This is a genomic window from Janthinobacterium sp. GW460-12-1-14-LB5 (assembly GCF_059423585.1).
This window is the reverse complement of the sequence record NZ_JBWKYD010000006.1, coordinates 211,648-226,176: the sequence shown is the minus strand read 5'-3', so window position 1 is coordinate 226,176 and position 14,529 is coordinate 211,648. Positions and strand designations below refer to the sequence as shown.

Sequence of the window (14,529 nt, the reverse complement as noted above, 5' to 3'; positions counted from 1 at the left end):
TCTTGTGCGCGACGGCCGGCGAAATGAGGAAGGCAAGACACGAATGGCAAACATACTCGTAGTGGATGATGAAATGGGTATCCGTGAGTTGCTCTCGGAAATTCTGGGCGACGAAGGACATGCTATCCAGCTGGCCGAAAATGCGCAGCAGGCGCGTGAAGCGCGTGCCGCCGGTGCGCCGGATCTGGTATTGCTCGATATCTGGATGCCCGATACGGACGGCGTCACCTTGCTCAAGGAGTGGCAGCGCGATGGCTTGCTGACCATGCCGGTGATCATGATGTCGGGCCACGCCACCATCGATACGGCTGTCGAGGCGACGCGCATCGGTGCCATGAACTTCCTGGAAAAACCGATTGCCCTGCAAAAACTGCTGAAAGCGGTCCAGCAAGGCTTGACGCGGGCACAGGAAACCGTGCGCGCGCCGAGCGTGGCGCCGCGTCCGGCGGCACCTGTGGTGGCCGAGGAAAGCAGTCATCCCGTGCCCAGCTTTGGCGGCAGCGCGCCGCAGCAGCTGATGGTGCGCCCAGGCATCGCCGTGCCGGCGGCGGCCGAAGGCCATGGCTACAACCTGTCATTCGACTTGCCGCTGCGCGAGGCGCGCGACGCATTCGAGCGCATGTATTTCGAACACCACCTGGGCCGCGAAGGCGGCAGCATGACGCGCGTGGCGGAGAAAACGGGCCTCGAGCGCACCCATTTGTACCGCAAGCTGAAACAGCTGGGCGTCGAACCGGGCAAGCTGGCCAAGAAAGGCCTGTGACGGCAGCCGTGCGGCGTCCGACGCCGCTGACCCTGGTCAGCGGTGGACGCGCCGCCGGGCGCGAGGCGGCCATTGCGCACGCCTTGGCGCCGGACGAGCCGGCCGCCGTGATCCTGGAAGGATTGGCTGACGGCAACGCCATCCTGGCCGACCTGGCCGAGCAAGCTTCCCCTTCTCTATCGTTTCCATTGCAACTGTTGCGCATCGCGCCCGGCTGCCTGTGCTGCAGCGGCAATCTCGTATTGCGTGTAACATTGAACCGTCTGCTGCGCCATCCACCTGCGCGCTTGTTCATCAGCCTGGCCGACGCCTCGCACATCGAACAATTGCGCACCTGGCTCACCGCCAGCCCCTACGATGCCTTGCTGGCGCTGCAAGCAGACATCGTCGTTTCCTGACGATTTTTCGATCGACTTACCGCAGTCGCAGTTTGCATCTCGTTACAACTCTGTAGCCCGCAGGGTGGCCTGGCCGCTTGAAATGGCGGTGTGGGAACCCCACCTCTGTCCTGAAACCGCAGGAGCTTCTCCTGCTTGAGCGAAGGATGCAAAATGAACCTGATCTATAACAGCGAACAATACAGCGTCGTGGAATTCGGCGTCGACGGCGACCTGGAAGCCCTGCGCTTCGGCGGCTATGAAATTGTCGACAAGGGCGGCAAACGCGAGACTTTCATTGCGGGAGTCCTGGCCCAGCATTTCCGCCGCGACGTCACGGAACTGATCGCCAGCGAACCCAGCATGGAAGAGATCGATGAATTTTTGGGCAGCTATGATTCCCTCATGAGCCAGCCAGTCCTGTTGCACTGATACTGGCTGTCTGATGGCCATCGCCACCATACCAATCCGCATGGCGGCGTGGTATGGTGGCCGGGTTACTTCGCTGCAAACAGACCATGTGCCAACTTCTCGGAATGAATTGCAATGTCCCTACGGACATTGTCTTTAGTTTTACCGGCTTCGCCATGCGCGGCGGCCATACCGATACCCACCATGACGGCTGGGGCATCGCCTTTTTCGAGGGCGCCGGCGTGCGCCATTTCGTCGACCACCAGGCGGCCATCGCCTCGCCCGTGGCCGAACTGATCAAGCGTTATCCCATCAAGTCGCGCAATGTCATCGCGCACATCCGCAAGGCCACGCAGGGCCAGGTGGCGCTGGAAAACTGCCACCCCTTCGTGCGCGAACTGTGGGGCCGCTACTGGGTCTTTGCCCATAATGGCGATTTGAAGGAGTTCAACCCCGTGCTGACGGGCAGCTACCGCCCCGTCGGCTGCACCGACAGCGAACTGGCTTTCTGCTATCTGCTGCAGGAGCTGCATGCGCGCTTTGGCGATGCCCCGCCGACCTTGCCGCAGTTGCATGCGGCCCTGGCGGAGTTGTTGCCCGGCATCGCCGCCCACGGCACCTTCAACATGATGCTGTCGAGCGGGGAGGCGCTGTTTGCCCATTGCTCGACCAGCTTGCACTATCTGGTGCGACAACATCCGTTTCCAACTGCTAAACTCTCCGATGAAGACCTGAGCGTGGACTTTTCCCAGGTGACGACGCCCCAGGACCGCGTGGCCGTGATCGTTACCCAGCCGCTGACGACGAATGAACAATGGACGGCGTTTGCGCCCGGCGAATTGAAATTATTTGTCGACGGGATGGTGCAAGAGACGCCAGTGGCCTAATTTGTTGACGACAATACGCTGGATTGCTGCCAAAATACCCACAGCGCGGGCGAAATTCAGCTAAAGTATTGTCAATAGTGAACCTTGATGCGGGCGCGGCGCGGCCGGTGTCACTCGACCTGATTGATGAAGAGTTAATGATCGATATTTCCAGCAACGACATCACCCCGAAACCCTTGCGCGTGCGCGAGTTCTATCTGGGGCGACAACCTATCCTTGACCGCAATCAAGCCCTGTTCGGCTATGAGTTGCTATTCCGCAACGCTCCGGTCGGCCCCGCCAACATTACCAGCGACCTGTCCGCCACGGCTTCCGTGATCGCCCACGCTTCCCAGCTGGGCATGGAAAAGGTCATCGGCGACGCGCTCGGTTTCGTTAACGTCGATGCCGACGTGATCATGAGCGACATCTTCGTGTTCCTGCCGCGTGAAAAAGTCGTGCTGGAAATCGTCGAATCGATGCCCGTCACGCCGGAAGTGCGCGCGCGCATCAGCGAACTGGTGGGCCACGGCTTCACTTTCGCGCTGGAAAACGTGGTGTCGGATACGGCGCAAGTGCAGGAATTGTTGCCGTTGGTGCAATATGTCAAGATGGACATGAGCAAGGTCGACCCGAAAGTGCTGGCAGCGCTGGCGCCCCGTTTCAAGCAGGAAAACAAGAAACTGGTGGCGGAAAAGGTCGAGACGCGCGAAGAATTCAAGTCGGGCCTGGACCTGGGCTTCGATTACTTCCAGGGGTATTACTTTGCCAAGCCCGCCATCATGACGGGCAAGAAATTGTCGCCATCGCAACTGGCCGTCATGGAGCTGATGACCCTGGTCACCTCCGACGCCGACAACATGGATATCGAGCGCGCCATCAAGCGCGACGTCTCGCTGGCCCTGAACCTTTTGCGTTTGGTCAATACGCCGGCCGTGGGCGCGCGCCAGCGCATCGATTCGCTGAGCCAGGCCGTGACCGTGCTGGGCCGCCGCCAATTACAGCGCTGGCTGCAAATCATGCTGTACGCGGAGCCAAGCAAGCGCGGCCATAGCATGACGCCGCTGCTGATGCTGGCCACCACGCGCGGCCGCTTGCTCGAATTGCTCGCGCATAAGCTGCGCCCGAACCACGCCCATGCGGCCGATATCGCCTTTACGGTCGGCATCATGTCCCTGATGGATACCCTGTTCGGCGTGCCGATGTCGGAAATCCTCAGCCAGATCGAAGTGATCGACGAAGTGGCCGAAGCGCTGCTGTCGCGCGAGGGCTTCTACGGCGACCTGCTGCGCCTGGCCGAATGCATCGAGCGCATCGAAGATATGGAAGGCGAGATCGTGCCGACCCTGCGCGACCTGGCCATGTCGCCGGACGACCTGGTGGAGCTGGAAATGGCCGCCTACGAATGGAGCGATAACGTAGTCCGCTACGCTCTGTAGTTGGCACCTGACCAAACCTGCTGCGCGTCGGCATAGGCGGCTTGCGATGCTCACCGTACTAGAGTACGGCTCCGCTTCTCGGCCACCTCTTCCTTCCGCTCGCTACGGTTTTGTCAGGTGCTGAGACGTCGCGTATCTACGGTGCTGTTCGTATTTTAAAAAGCCCTGCACGGCTTAGCCGTGGCAGGGCTTTTTTGCGCCGCTACGCGGCGGCGCCGGGCCAGTGCTTGTGCAGCTCGGGGTCGGTGCGCAGTTCCCACAGGGCCAGGATGACGACGGCGATGCCGACGATCAGCTCGTTCCACATGACGACGCGCTGATCGGCCAGCCGCAGGACCCATGGCGAGGCGGCGACCCAGACACCTACCAGCAGGTTGACGACGACGGCCCAGAAATAGGTCTTGTACAGGTCGAAGGCAGCCAGCACGGCGATTACCAGGCCCGAGACCAGGGCGTTGATCATCTGCGGCGAGCCTTCGGGATAGGAAAACGCCCAGGGCGAGACGACCAGCCACAGGCCCAGCAGCAGGATCACTTGATCTTGCCAGCGTTTCAGTTTGAAATTGGTTGCCATATTACCTCCTTAGCCAGTTAGGGAACGGGCCGGAGCGGGCATGCAGCATGCCGACCGGCATACTGCGTTAGTGCGCTGCGGCGCGCGATAAGTTCCGCGCGCCTTGTGCTTATCATGACAGGTTGGGCGCCAGCCAGCGTTCCACATCCTCGACCTTGGCGCCGCGGCGCTTGGCCATGTCTTCCACCTGGTCCATGCCGATCTTGCCGACGACGAAGTATTTCGACTCCGGATGGGCGAAATAGAAGCCGGAGACGGCCGCGCCGGGGAACATGGCATACGATTCCGTCAGCTGCATGCCGATTTCCTCGGCCTGCATGACCTCGAACATCTCTTTCTTGACCGTATGCTCGGGGCAGGCCGGGTAGCCGGGCGCGGGACGGATGCCGACATATTTCTCGGCGATCATGTCGTCGTTGCTCAAGTGCTCATCGGGCACGTAGCCCCACAAATCCTTGCGCACGCGCTCGTGCAGGTATTCGGCAAACGCCTCGGCCAGGCGGTCCGCCAGCGATTTCAGCATGATGGACGAGTAATCGTCGTGCGCGTCTTCGAAGCGCTTTTCATACTTTTCGATGCCCAGGCCGGACGTCACGGCAAACATGCCGATGTAATCCTTCACGCCAGATTCCTTCGGGGCAATGAAATCGGCCAGGCACTGGTTCGGCCGCTGCACGCCATCGACCACGGGTTTTACGCCCTGCTGGCGCATGCCGTAATACGTGAACGCCACGCTACTGCGCGTATCGTCCGTGTACACCTCGATATCGTCGTCATTGACGCTGTTCGCCGGCAGCAGGGAGACGACGCCATTGGCCGTCAGCCAGCGTCCGTCGATGAGTTTTTTCAGCAAGGCCTGGCCTTCCGCGTACACCTTGGTGGCCGCGTCGCCCACCACTTCATCCGTCAGGATGGCGGGGAAGGGGCCCGCCAGGTCCCAGGTCTGGAAGAACGGGCCCCAGTCGATATAGTTGGCCAGGGTGGCCAGGTCGACATTTTTAAACACGCGGCGGCCGATGAACTTCGGTTTCACGGGCTTGCAGGCGCCATCGAAGGGCACGACCATCTTGTTGGCGCGCGCCTGCGCCAGCGGCAATATGGGCAGGGCCTTCTTGTTGGCGTGCTGCTCGCGGATACGTGCATAGTCGAGTTCGATGTCTTCCACGTACTTGTCGCGCTGTTCCGGCGTCAGCAGCGATTGCGCCACGGACACGGAACGCGACGCGTCCGGCACGTAGATGACGGGACCTTCATAGTTGTGCGCGATTTTCACGGCCGTGTGGGCGCGGCTGGTGGTGGCGCCGCCGATCAGCAGGGGGATCTTGAGCATGCGGAAATGTTCGTCGCGCTGCATTTCCTTGGCGACATACGCCATTTCTTCCAGCGACGGCGTGATCAGGCCCGACAGACCGATGATGTCGGCGTTTTCCACCTTGGCGCGGGCGAGGATTTCCGAGCACGGCACCATCACGCCCATGTTCACCACTTCGAAGTTGTTGCATTGCAGAACGACGGTGACGATATTCTTGCCAATGTCATGCACGTCGCCTTTCACGGTCGCCATGATGATCTTGCCTTTCGGCTTGGCCACGATGCCCGTGCGTTTTTCTTCCAGCAGCTTTTCTTCCTCGATGAACGGAATCAGATGGGCCACGGCCTGCTTCATCACGCGCGCCGACTTCACCACTTGCGGCAGGAACATCTTGCCTTGGCCAAACAGGTCGCCGACCACGTCCATGCCGGCCATCAGCGGGCCCTCGATCACGTGGATGGGGCGCCCGCCATTGTGCAGCAGTTCCTGGCGTGCTTCTTCCGTGTCTTCCACGATGAATTGCGTGATGCCGTGCACCAGCGCGTGCGACAGGCGCTCCTGTACGGTCCCTTCGCGCCACGCCAGGGTTTGCGCCTCGGCCTTGCCGCCCGCCTTCAGGGTACCGGCAAATTCGATCATGCGCTCGGTCGAGTCTTCGCGGCGGTTCAGCACCACATCTTCCACGCGCTCGCGCAGTTCCGGGTCCAGGTTGTCGTACACGCCCACCATGCCGGCGTTGACGATGCCCATGGTCATGCCGGCCTTGATGGCGTGGTACAGGAAGACGGTATGGATGGCTTCGCGGGCGGGATCGTTGCCGCGGAAACTGAACGACACGTTCGACACGCCGCCCGAGATCTTCGCGTACGGCAAGTTTTCCTTGATCCAGCGCGTGGCGTTGATGAAGTCGACGGCGTAGTTGTTGTGCTCTTCGATGCCGGTGGCTACGGCAAAAATGTTCGGATCGAAAATGATGTCTTCCGGCGGGAAGTCCAGGGCATCGATCAATAAATGGTATGCGCGGGCGCAAATCTCGATCTTGCGCTCGAAGGTGTCGGCTTGCCCTTTTTCATCGAAAGCCATGACGATCACGGCCGCGCCATAGCGGCGGCACAGTTTCGCCTGGCGCAGGAATTCTTCCTCGCCTTCCTTCATGGAAATCGAGTTGACGATAGCCTTGCCCTGCACGCATTTCAGGCCCGCTTCGATGACCGACCATTTCGACGAGTCGACCATGATGGGCACGCGCGAAATATCGGGTTCCGAGGCGATCAGGTTCAAGAAGCGCGTCATGGCGGCCAGCGAGTCGAGCATCGCTTCATCCATGTTGATGTCGATCACTTGCGCGCCGTTTTCTACTTGCTGGCGGGCAACGGACAAGGCTTCGTCGTATTGCTCGTTGAGAATCATGCGCGCGAACGCCTTCGAGCCCGTGACGTTGGTGCGCTCGCCCACGTTGACGAACAGCGACTCGTCGTTGACGACGAACGGTTCCAGGCCCGCCAGGCGCAAGTCGTGCGACGGGGCCGGCACGGTGCGTGGCGTATTTTTCGACAGCAACTCGCCGATGGCTGCGATGTGCTCGGGCGTGGTGCCGCAGCAGCCGCCCGCCATGTTCAAGAAGCCCGCGTCGGCAAATTCGCGCAGCAGGGCAGACGTGTCGGCCGGCAACTCGTCGAAGCCCGTGTCGCTCATGGGGTTGGGCAAGCCCGCGTTCGGGTAGATGCAAACAAACGTGTCGGCGATCTTGGCCAGCTCTTCCGCGTACGGACGCATCAGGGCGGCGCCCAGCGCGCAGTTCAGGCCGATGGTCAGCGGTTTCGCGTGGCGCACGGAATTCCAGAAGGCGGGCACGGTCTGGCCCGACAAGATGCGGCCCGAGGCGTCCGTGACGGTGCCGGAAATCATCAAAGGCAGGCGCACGACGCCAGGGTTTTGCTCGTAGTACAGGTCGATGGCGAACAGGGCCGCCTTGCAGTTGAGGGTATCGAAAATGGTTTCCACCAGCAGCACATCGGCGCCGCCTTCCACCAGGCCCTGCGTCTGCTGCAGGTAGGCGGCCACCAGCTGGTCGAAGGTGACGTTGCGCGCGGCCGGGTCGTTCACGTCGGGCGAGATCGATGCCGTCTTTGGCGTCGGTCCCAGGGCGCCGGCGACGAAGCGCGGCTTGTCCGGGGTGGAATATTTATCGCAGGCGGCGCGTGCCAGTTTTGCCGCTTGCACGTTCATTTCATAGGCCAGGTGGGCCATGTGGTAATCGTCTTGCGCGATCGTCGTGGCGCCGAAGGTATTCGTTTCGATCAGGTCGGCGCCAGCCGCCAGGTAGCGCTCGTGGATTTCCTGGATGATATGCGGCTGCGTCAGGGTCAGCAGCTCATTGTTGCCTTTGACAAACAGTTCGCGCGCCCCGCTGTCGGCCGGCGCGGCGAAATCGATGAAGCGGCCGGCGGGGCCGCCACGGTAGGCTTCTTCGTCGAGCTTGTATTGCTGGATGATCGTGCCCATGGCGCCGTCGAGGATCATGATCCGCTGCGCCAGGATGGCGCGCAAGGTGGCTTCGGTCGGGGACATGGCGGGGATCACGGTATCGTTCATTTCATGCTTTCAATAGGCAAACGGGCGGCGGCGCGGCGACAAGACTTTACGAGGCGGTTGCGGGCCAGCAGGATCAGCTGACGGAGAGTTGCCGGCCGGGTAGGGCAGGCAGAAGGTGGCAATCGCCTGATTTCACCGGGTCTAAAATTATACGGCATCAGGCTGCTTTGGTTTTAAGCAAAAGCGGCCGTTCGCCCCACGGCAGGCCTTCTTGCAACACATCGGCTTGCGCCACGCCTGCTTCTGAAAATGACATTCCTGAAAATCTTACTCAAAATGTTAATTCTTCCAGCAAAGTTGCCGGGAAGATATGGCGTCTAGGCTGTGGAAAAATTTCCACATTATTTACGCCATGTCGGCATCTTTTTAATGAATCGAATGGCAATAGCTGCAAAGGAAAGTAATTTTGATTTCAGCCAATACAGAGTGAAGGGAATAATGCCCAGAATAAAGTTTGCCAAGCAGATATTTTAATTATTATCAAAACCAATTGAATCAAAAGCATTAATAGTTGTCTTTAGGAATCGAATTAACCCATAATATTGGTTCTTCGAAATTAAATTCTCACCAAAAGTCACCAATATGTCACATTTATTCCGTGTCCTCCCCGGCACCGCGCTGCACCAACATGGTTGCCAGCCATGAGAAACCATTTGCTAGTTGCATTGTTTGTCATGCTGGGCCTGTCCGCCTGCGGCGGCGGTGGCGGTGGTGGTGGCGACACGGTGGTGGCGACCACCTCGGGCACTCCCGCCCTGATTCCTGCCGTGACGAGCGTTTCGGCGGCGAATGTTGCCGTCGGCGGCAGTCTGGTGGTCACGGGCACGAATCTGAGCCGCGTGACGGCCTTCCAGCTGGGCGGCGTGACGCTTGCCACCAGCGCCGCCAGCGACACCAGCGTGACCCTGGCCATGCCGGGCGCGCCCGTGACGGGCGCCTTGAGCCTGGTCAGCGCCAGCGGCACGGCGGCCACCAGCTATAACGTCAATGTGTACCTGCCTTTGAGCGTGGGCAGTGTCGCGCCATTGACAGGCGGCGTCGGTTCCAGCGTGACGATCGCGGGCGGCGGCATGGGCGCCGTGACGGCGGTACAGTTCGGCAATGGCGCGGCGGCGGCGCCGCAAAGCCAGACGGCCAGCAGCGTGACCGTGGTGGTGCCTGCGGGCGCAGCGACAGGCGCGCTGACGGTGCGCGGGCCGTACAACGATGTGGCCAGCAGCGACCCGTACACGGTCCTGGCCAGCGTGGCGGTGACGTCGATCACGTCGGCCGTCAATGGCGCGACCTTGTCGGTGACGGTGCAGGGCAGCAATCTCGACCAGGTAAGCTCGGCGACGGTAGGCAATACGCCGGCCGTCATCGTCAGCGCCAGTGCCAGCCAGCTGCTGCTGTCTGCGCCAGCCTCGGCAACGGGTAACGTGATGCTGTCGGCCGCTGCGCGCATCGCCGTGAATGCGGGCACGGTGTCGACCTTTACCCTGGGCAACATTGAATTTGCGCAGGTCATGAACCTGAACGCCAGCAATATGGCCTTGCGCTTGACGCGCAGCAAGCCGGCCGCCGTGCGCGTGTCCGTGCTGGCCACGCAAGCAGGCCTGGCCAGCCCGGCAGTGACCTTGAATGCGACCGCCGCCAATGGCAGCAACCTGGGCAGCATCGCGATGACGGGGCCGGCGCTCTTGCCGACGGCGAAAAGCGATTACAGTTTCAACGGCAATTTCAGTGCCGTCCTGCCTGCTGGCTGGATCTTGCCCGGCGTGCGCGTGCGCGTGACGGCCGTCGGCAATGACGGCGTGCAAGTGAGCCAGGAAGCGGCGCCCGTGGTGGCCAGCCTGGCCAGAATCCGTTTGGTACTCGTGCCCCTGAGCACCGATGATGGCGTGGCGCAACTGCCTGACGCCGAGGTGATCCGTGCTGCGTTGCTGCGCGTGTATCCGTATGCGACGGAAAACATCAGCATCACGACGCGCGCGGCTCTGAGCATGCCGGGCAGCAGCACGGCCGACAGCTGGTGGAGCGATGCCCTGGGCAAACTGGAAAGCAAGCGCGCGCTGGAAGACAGCGGCGCCTACTATTATGGTTTCGTGCCGAGAATGTCCGCCACCCGCGCCGCCGGCCTGGCCTATATCAACCAGCGCAGCAGCGGCAACGACTTCACGTCGGCCATCGGCCTGGATGCGCGGTTCAACAGCATCGCATCGGTCGATCCCTTCGGTAACCAATGGCCTGAATGGCTGACCACGCTCGTGCATGAGCTGGGCCACAACCACTCGCTGCAGCACGTTGCCTGCGGCGGCCCGGCCGGCGCCGCCGTCGACTACCCGTATGCGGATGGCAATCTGGGCCCGCAGCCTCTGTATAACAGCGACTATGCGGGCAGCATTGGCCAGCTGAGCAAGGCAGTGTATGGCGGCACGCCGATGAAGGATGTGATGAGCTATTGCAGCGGCGCCTGGTTCTCCGACTACAGCTATGCGCGGGTGCAGCAATTCCTGGACAAACGCAGCACGCAGATCACGGGCAGCAATGTGCTGGCCGCCAGCATGTCCGTGGCCGAGAATGGCTACCTGACCATTTCCGGCCGCATCACGCCGGCCGGCGTGGCCTTGCGCCCGGCCGTTGCCTCGTCCGCGCGCATCGGTGCGGCGGCCAGCGGCAGCGGCCAGGCATATACCCTGCGCGTGCTGACGGCGTCGGGACAGACTATCGACTTGCCTTTTGATGGCGTCTCCGTGGCTGACCATGGCGGCAACGCCATGAGCCATTTCCGCGTCAGCTTTGCCAATCCGGGCGACATCAGCGACGTGCAAGTATTGTCAAAAGGTAAGGCTTTAGCCAAGCTGGAGCGCCCGGCGCGCCGCAGCAGGGCCGCCGCCAACGATGCCACGTTCGATGCGACACAAAGCGGCGGCAAGCTGGCGCTGGCCTGGAATGCCGATGCGGAACCATACGCCGCCGTGCTGCACGTGGCCGCCGATGGCCGCAAGACGGTGGTCGCCAGTGACTTGACGGGTGGCAAAGCCAGCGTCGACGTCAGCGCCTTGCCGGCCGGCGGCCGTTTCGAGGTCAGCCTGTCGTCGTCCGTCGGCGCACGCCTGATGAAGGTGCAGCGCCGCTAAGCCAGCGGGCTGGATGTAAAAAGGGCTTGCCGCGGCAAGCCCTTTTTTTATGGCGCCAGGTTCTTAAACGAAACGCTTGCCTTCGAGCGGGAAGCCCTTGATGAACTCGGCTGCGGGCAGGCGCTTGCCGCCCGGTTTTTGCAGTTCCGTCAGGCGCAGCGAGCCATTGCCGCAAGCGACGACGATGCCGTGCTGGGCGTCGGCCGCCAGCACCTGGCCCGGCGCTTCCTTGCTGTCCGCGTCGAGCACGTCGGCGGCCCAGATCTTGACGGTCACGCCATCGACCTGGCCGCAGGCGCCGGGAAACGGATTGAAGGCGCGGATTTTCAGGCCCAGTTCCAGCGCCGGCAAGCTGAAATCGAGCGCCGCCTCGTCCTTGGCGATTTTTGCCGCGTAGGTCACGCCCGCTTCCGGCTGCGGCACGGCTTCCAGCGGCTGCTGCTGCATCTTGCGCAGGGTCTCGACGATCATCTTGCCGCCCAGTCTGGCCAGCTTGTCGTGCAGGGTGGCGGTGGAGTCGCCCGCCTCGATGGGGACGCGTTCGATGGCCAGCATGGGGCCCGTATCGAGGCCTTCTTCCATCTGCATGATGGTCACGCCCGTTTCATCGTCACCCGCCTCGATGGCGCGGTGAATCGGTGCCGCACCGCGCCAGCGCGGCAGCAATGAACCGTGGATATTGATGCAGGGTTTGATGTCGAGCGTGCTGCGCGGCAAGATCAAGCCGTACGCCGCCACCACCATCACGTCGTAATCCGTGGCCAGCAGGCGTTCGTGGGCCGCCTTTGCCTCGGCGGCGCGCTGCGGGTCCTTGCTGTCCATGCGCAGCGACAAGGGCTGCAGTACCTCGATGCCGTGCTGCAATGCATATTGCTTGACGGCCGAGGCGTGCATCTGCATGCCGCGTCCGGCTGGACGGTCTGGCTGGGTCAGCACCAGCGGAATCTCGAATCCCGCTTCGTGCAAGTCTTTCAGGGCCGTGGCGGCGAATTCAGGCGTGCCTGCGAAGATCACTTTCATATGGTTCCTTGACGTGAGGTGCGCAGGCCCGCGCCGGAGGCGCCAGGCTGGCATGGTGTTACGACTACTGTTGTTGCTTAGTCTATCAGCAGCGGCTTAGAAACGGCGGTTCTGCGCACGCAAGCTCGCTTCGCGCTCGAGACCACGGATTTCCTTGATCATCTTGGTCTTGATGCGGTTGCGCTTGAGCGGCGACAGGTATTCGACGAATACCTTGCCCAGCAAATGATCCATCTCATGCTGGATGCAGACAGCCAGCAAGCCATCGGCTTCCAGCTCGAACTGCTTGCCGTGGCGGTCCAGGGCGCGCACCTTGATGCGGGCCGGGCGCTCGACGCCATCGTAGACGCCAGGCACGGACAAACAACCTTCGTCGTAGACCTGCTTTTCTTCGCTGGCCCAGGTGATTTCCGGGTTGATGAACACTTGCAGCTGGTTTTTCTCTTCGGTGATGTCGATCACCATCATCTGGATATGCTCGTCCACTTGCGACGCGGCCAGGCCGACGCCGGGGGCGTCGTACATGGTTTCGGCCATGTCGTCGATCAGGGTTTGCAGGCGCGCGTCAAATTCGGTGACGGGCTTGGCGACCGTGTGCAGGCGAGGATCGGGGTAACGCAGGATATTTAATATGGACATACGGATTCGACTGGTTAAGGTGGGCGCCGGTGCGCCTGATTATTCATGCCTGGGCCATGCGGACGATGGCAGGGCTATTTTATTTTTGAGTACGCTATGGTCGGGCGCGTATGGCGCAACGGCGCGGCAGATGCGTTTGCCAGTGCGCTATTCGTTTGCTGCAAAGGGAAATTTTATCACAGACGCCCATGGCCCTGTGGATGACGGGCCGTTTTGCGCCGCCATTGCACGCATCCTTGCGCGCGTCGGCATCGCGCGCCTGCCATGGCGCTAGCATGGAATGGCACAGTACACAGCGAGGTTGTCATGCATGCAATTGCAACGACGGCGGACACGGCCACGGAACTGGCGGGCTGGCTGCGCCTGCAGCATCTGCCCGGCGTGGGCCCGGTGGCGGCACGCGCCTTGCTGGCCCGCTTCGGCTTGCCGCCCGATATCTTTGCCGCGCCGTTCGAGGCCTTGCGCGAGGTGGTGCCGGCCGGCGTGGCGCGCGCCATCGTGCAGGCGCCCAAGCCGGTGGCCAACAGCCAGCTGGCGCTCACCCTGCAATGGCTGCAGCGGCCCGGCAATGCCGTGCTGACCCTGGCCGATGCCGCGTATCCGCCCCTGCTGCTGGAAATCGCCGATCCGCCGCTCTTGTTATATGTACGGGGGCGCGCGGAACTGCTGGCGCGCCCTGGCGTGGCCATCATCGGCAGCCGCAATGCCAGCGCGCAAGGCATGCAGAATGCGGCTGCGTTCGCCCAAGCGCTGAGCGCCGCGGGCCTGACCATCATTTCCGGGCTGGCGCTCGGTATCGACACGCATGCGCACGAGGGCGGCTTGCGCGGCGCGGGCGGCACGGTGGCCGTGATCGGCACGGGCGCCGATCTGGTGTACCCGCGACGTAACCTTGATCTGGCGCAAAGAATCGCCGAACAAGGCTGCATCGTCAGCGAGTACGCGCTGGGCTTGCCGGCCATGCCGGGGAACTTTCCGCGTCGAAACCGGCTGATCAGCGGCCTGGCGCGCGGCGTGCTGGTGATCGAGGCGGCGGCGCAATCGGGTTCCCTGATCACGGCGCGCCTGGCCGGCGAGCAGGGGCGCGACGTGTATGCCTTGCCCGGCTCCATCCATGCGACTTTGGCCAAGGGTTGTCATGCGCTCATCAAGCAGGGCGCCAAGCTGGTCGAGTCGGCCGATGACGTGCTGCAAGAGCTGCAGTGGCTGGGCGGCGTTCCTCCAGTGCGGCCAGCGGTGGCAGACGAACCGCCGCTCTTGGCAGCGCTGGGCCACGATCCCCTCGACGCCGATACCCTGGCCGCGCGCAGCGGCCTGGCCATGGGCGCGCTGATGGGCGAATTGCTGGCGCTGGAGCTGGCCGGCCTGGTGGAACGCTTGCCGGGAGGACTGTTTCAACGCTGCAAATGACAGC

At 62.2% G+C, this 14,529-nt stretch carries 12 protein-coding genes; 8 read left to right on the top strand and 4 right to left on the bottom strand.

All coding sequences use genetic code 11. The annotated features are described in order from the left end of the window. Positions 1-43 precede the first annotated feature (43 nt). The 5 genes from AC07X6_RS08320 to AC07X6_RS08300 all read left to right on the top strand — a co-directional run bounded on the left by AC07X6_RS08320 (position 44) and on the right by AC07X6_RS08300 (position 3,856). Entirely contained in the window at positions 44-763 is a 720-nt protein-coding gene (locus AC07X6_RS08320) for a response regulator (protein ID WP_230541606.1), read from the top strand. Beyond that, positions 760-1,161, top strand: coding sequence for a GTPase (locus AC07X6_RS08315; RefSeq protein ID WP_494790637.1), 402 nt, complete (start codon positions 760-762; stop codon positions 1,159-1,161). Before AC07X6_RS08320 ends, AC07X6_RS08315 begins: the two co-directional genes overlap by 4 nt. Positions 1,162-1,314: 153 nt before the next feature. Beyond that, positions 1,315-1,572, top strand: a complete 258-nt coding sequence (locus AC07X6_RS08310; RefSeq protein WP_100875523.1) for a BTH_I0359 family protein — start codon at positions 1,315-1,317, stop codon at positions 1,570-1,572. A gap of 86 nt (positions 1,573-1,658) precedes the next feature. Next, a complete protein-coding gene (locus AC07X6_RS08305; RefSeq protein ID WP_494790636.1) occupies positions 1,659-2,438 on the top strand; it encodes a class II glutamine amidotransferase in 780 nt (259 codons plus the stop codon). 137 nt (positions 2,439-2,575) lie between these two features. After that, on the top strand, positions 2,576-3,856 hold the full coding sequence (locus AC07X6_RS08300; RefSeq protein ID WP_230541603.1) for an EAL and HDOD domain-containing protein: 1,281 nt from the start codon (positions 2,576-2,578) through the stop codon (positions 3,854-3,856). Between the two features lie 202 nt (positions 3,857-4,058). Here AC07X6_RS08300 and AC07X6_RS08295 read toward each other — a convergent pair whose 3' ends face one another. Next, entirely contained in the window at positions 4,059-4,430 is a 372-nt protein-coding gene (locus AC07X6_RS08295; RefSeq protein WP_494790635.1) for an SPW repeat protein, read from the bottom strand. Between the two features lie 112 nt (positions 4,431-4,542). Then, a complete protein-coding gene (metH, locus tag AC07X6_RS08290; protein ID WP_494790634.1) occupies positions 4,543-8,337 on the bottom strand; it encodes a methionine synthase in 3,795 nt (1,264 codons plus the stop codon). 653 nt (positions 8,338-8,990) lie between these two features. On the opposite strand from metH, the gene AC07X6_RS08285 reads away from it, so the two are divergent. After that, complete coding sequence (locus tag AC07X6_RS08285) at positions 8,991-11,456, top strand: IPT/TIG domain-containing protein (protein WP_494790633.1); 2,466 nt, start codon at positions 8,991-8,993, stop codon at positions 11,454-11,456. 63 nt (positions 11,457-11,519) lie between these two features. On the opposite strand, the gene fmt is transcribed toward AC07X6_RS08285, so the two are convergent. Both fmt and def read right to left on the bottom strand, forming a co-directional pair. Continuing rightward, complete coding sequence (fmt, locus tag AC07X6_RS08280) at positions 11,520-12,476, bottom strand: methionyl-tRNA formyltransferase (protein ID WP_494790632.1); 957 nt, start codon at positions 12,474-12,476, stop codon at positions 11,520-11,522. Positions 12,477-12,572: 96 nt separating this feature from the next. Then, on the bottom strand, positions 12,573-13,115 hold the full coding sequence (gene def, locus AC07X6_RS08275; protein ID WP_076568288.1) for a peptide deformylase: 543 nt from the start codon (positions 13,113-13,115) through the stop codon (positions 12,573-12,575). On the opposite strand from def, the gene AC07X6_RS08270 reads away from it, so the two are divergent. Continuing rightward, complete coding sequence (locus AC07X6_RS08270; RefSeq protein WP_230541598.1) at positions 13,108-13,389, top strand: hypothetical protein; 282 nt, start codon at positions 13,108-13,110, stop codon at positions 13,387-13,389. The two genes, def and AC07X6_RS08270, sit on opposite strands and share 8 nt — an antisense overlap. Before the next feature lie 32 nt (positions 13,390-13,421). Then, positions 13,422-14,525 (top strand): DNA-processing protein DprA, encoded by a 1,104-nt coding sequence (gene dprA / locus AC07X6_RS08265; RefSeq protein WP_494790631.1) that lies wholly within the window; start codon positions 13,422-13,424, stop codon positions 14,523-14,525. Positions 14,526-14,529 lie beyond the last annotated feature (4 nt).

Coding starts and splice junctions, on each gene's coding strand:
- metH (WP_494790634.1), bottom strand. CDS start 8,337: ATGAACGATACCGTGATCCCCGCCATGTCCCCGACCGAAGCCACCTTG.
- AC07X6_RS08310 (WP_100875523.1), top strand. CDS start 1,315: ATGAACCTGATCTATAACAGCGAACAATACAGCGTCGTGGAATTCGGC.
- def (WP_076568288.1), bottom strand. CDS start 13,115: ATGTCCATATTAAATATCCTGCGTTACCCCGATCCTCGCCTGCACACG.
- AC07X6_RS08305 (WP_494790636.1), top strand. CDS start 1,659: ATGTGCCAACTTCTCGGAATGAATTGCAATGTCCCTACGGACATTGTC.
- fmt (WP_494790632.1), bottom strand. CDS start 12,476: ATGAAAGTGATCTTCGCAGGCACGCCTGAATTCGCCGCCACGGCCCTG.
- AC07X6_RS08300 (WP_230541603.1), top strand. CDS start 2,576: ATGATCGATATTTCCAGCAACGACATCACCCCGAAACCCTTGCGCGTG.
- AC07X6_RS08295 (WP_494790635.1), bottom strand. CDS start 4,430: ATGGCAACCAATTTCAAACTGAAACGCTGGCAAGATCAAGTGATCCTG.
- dprA (WP_494790631.1), top strand. CDS start 13,422: ATGCATGCAATTGCAACGACGGCGGACACGGCCACGGAACTGGCGGGC.
- AC07X6_RS08320 (WP_230541606.1), top strand. CDS start 44: ATGGCAAACATACTCGTAGTGGATGATGAAATGGGTATCCGTGAGTTG.
- AC07X6_RS08270 (WP_230541598.1), top strand. CDS start 13,108: ATGGACATACGGATTCGACTGGTTAAGGTGGGCGCCGGTGCGCCTGAT.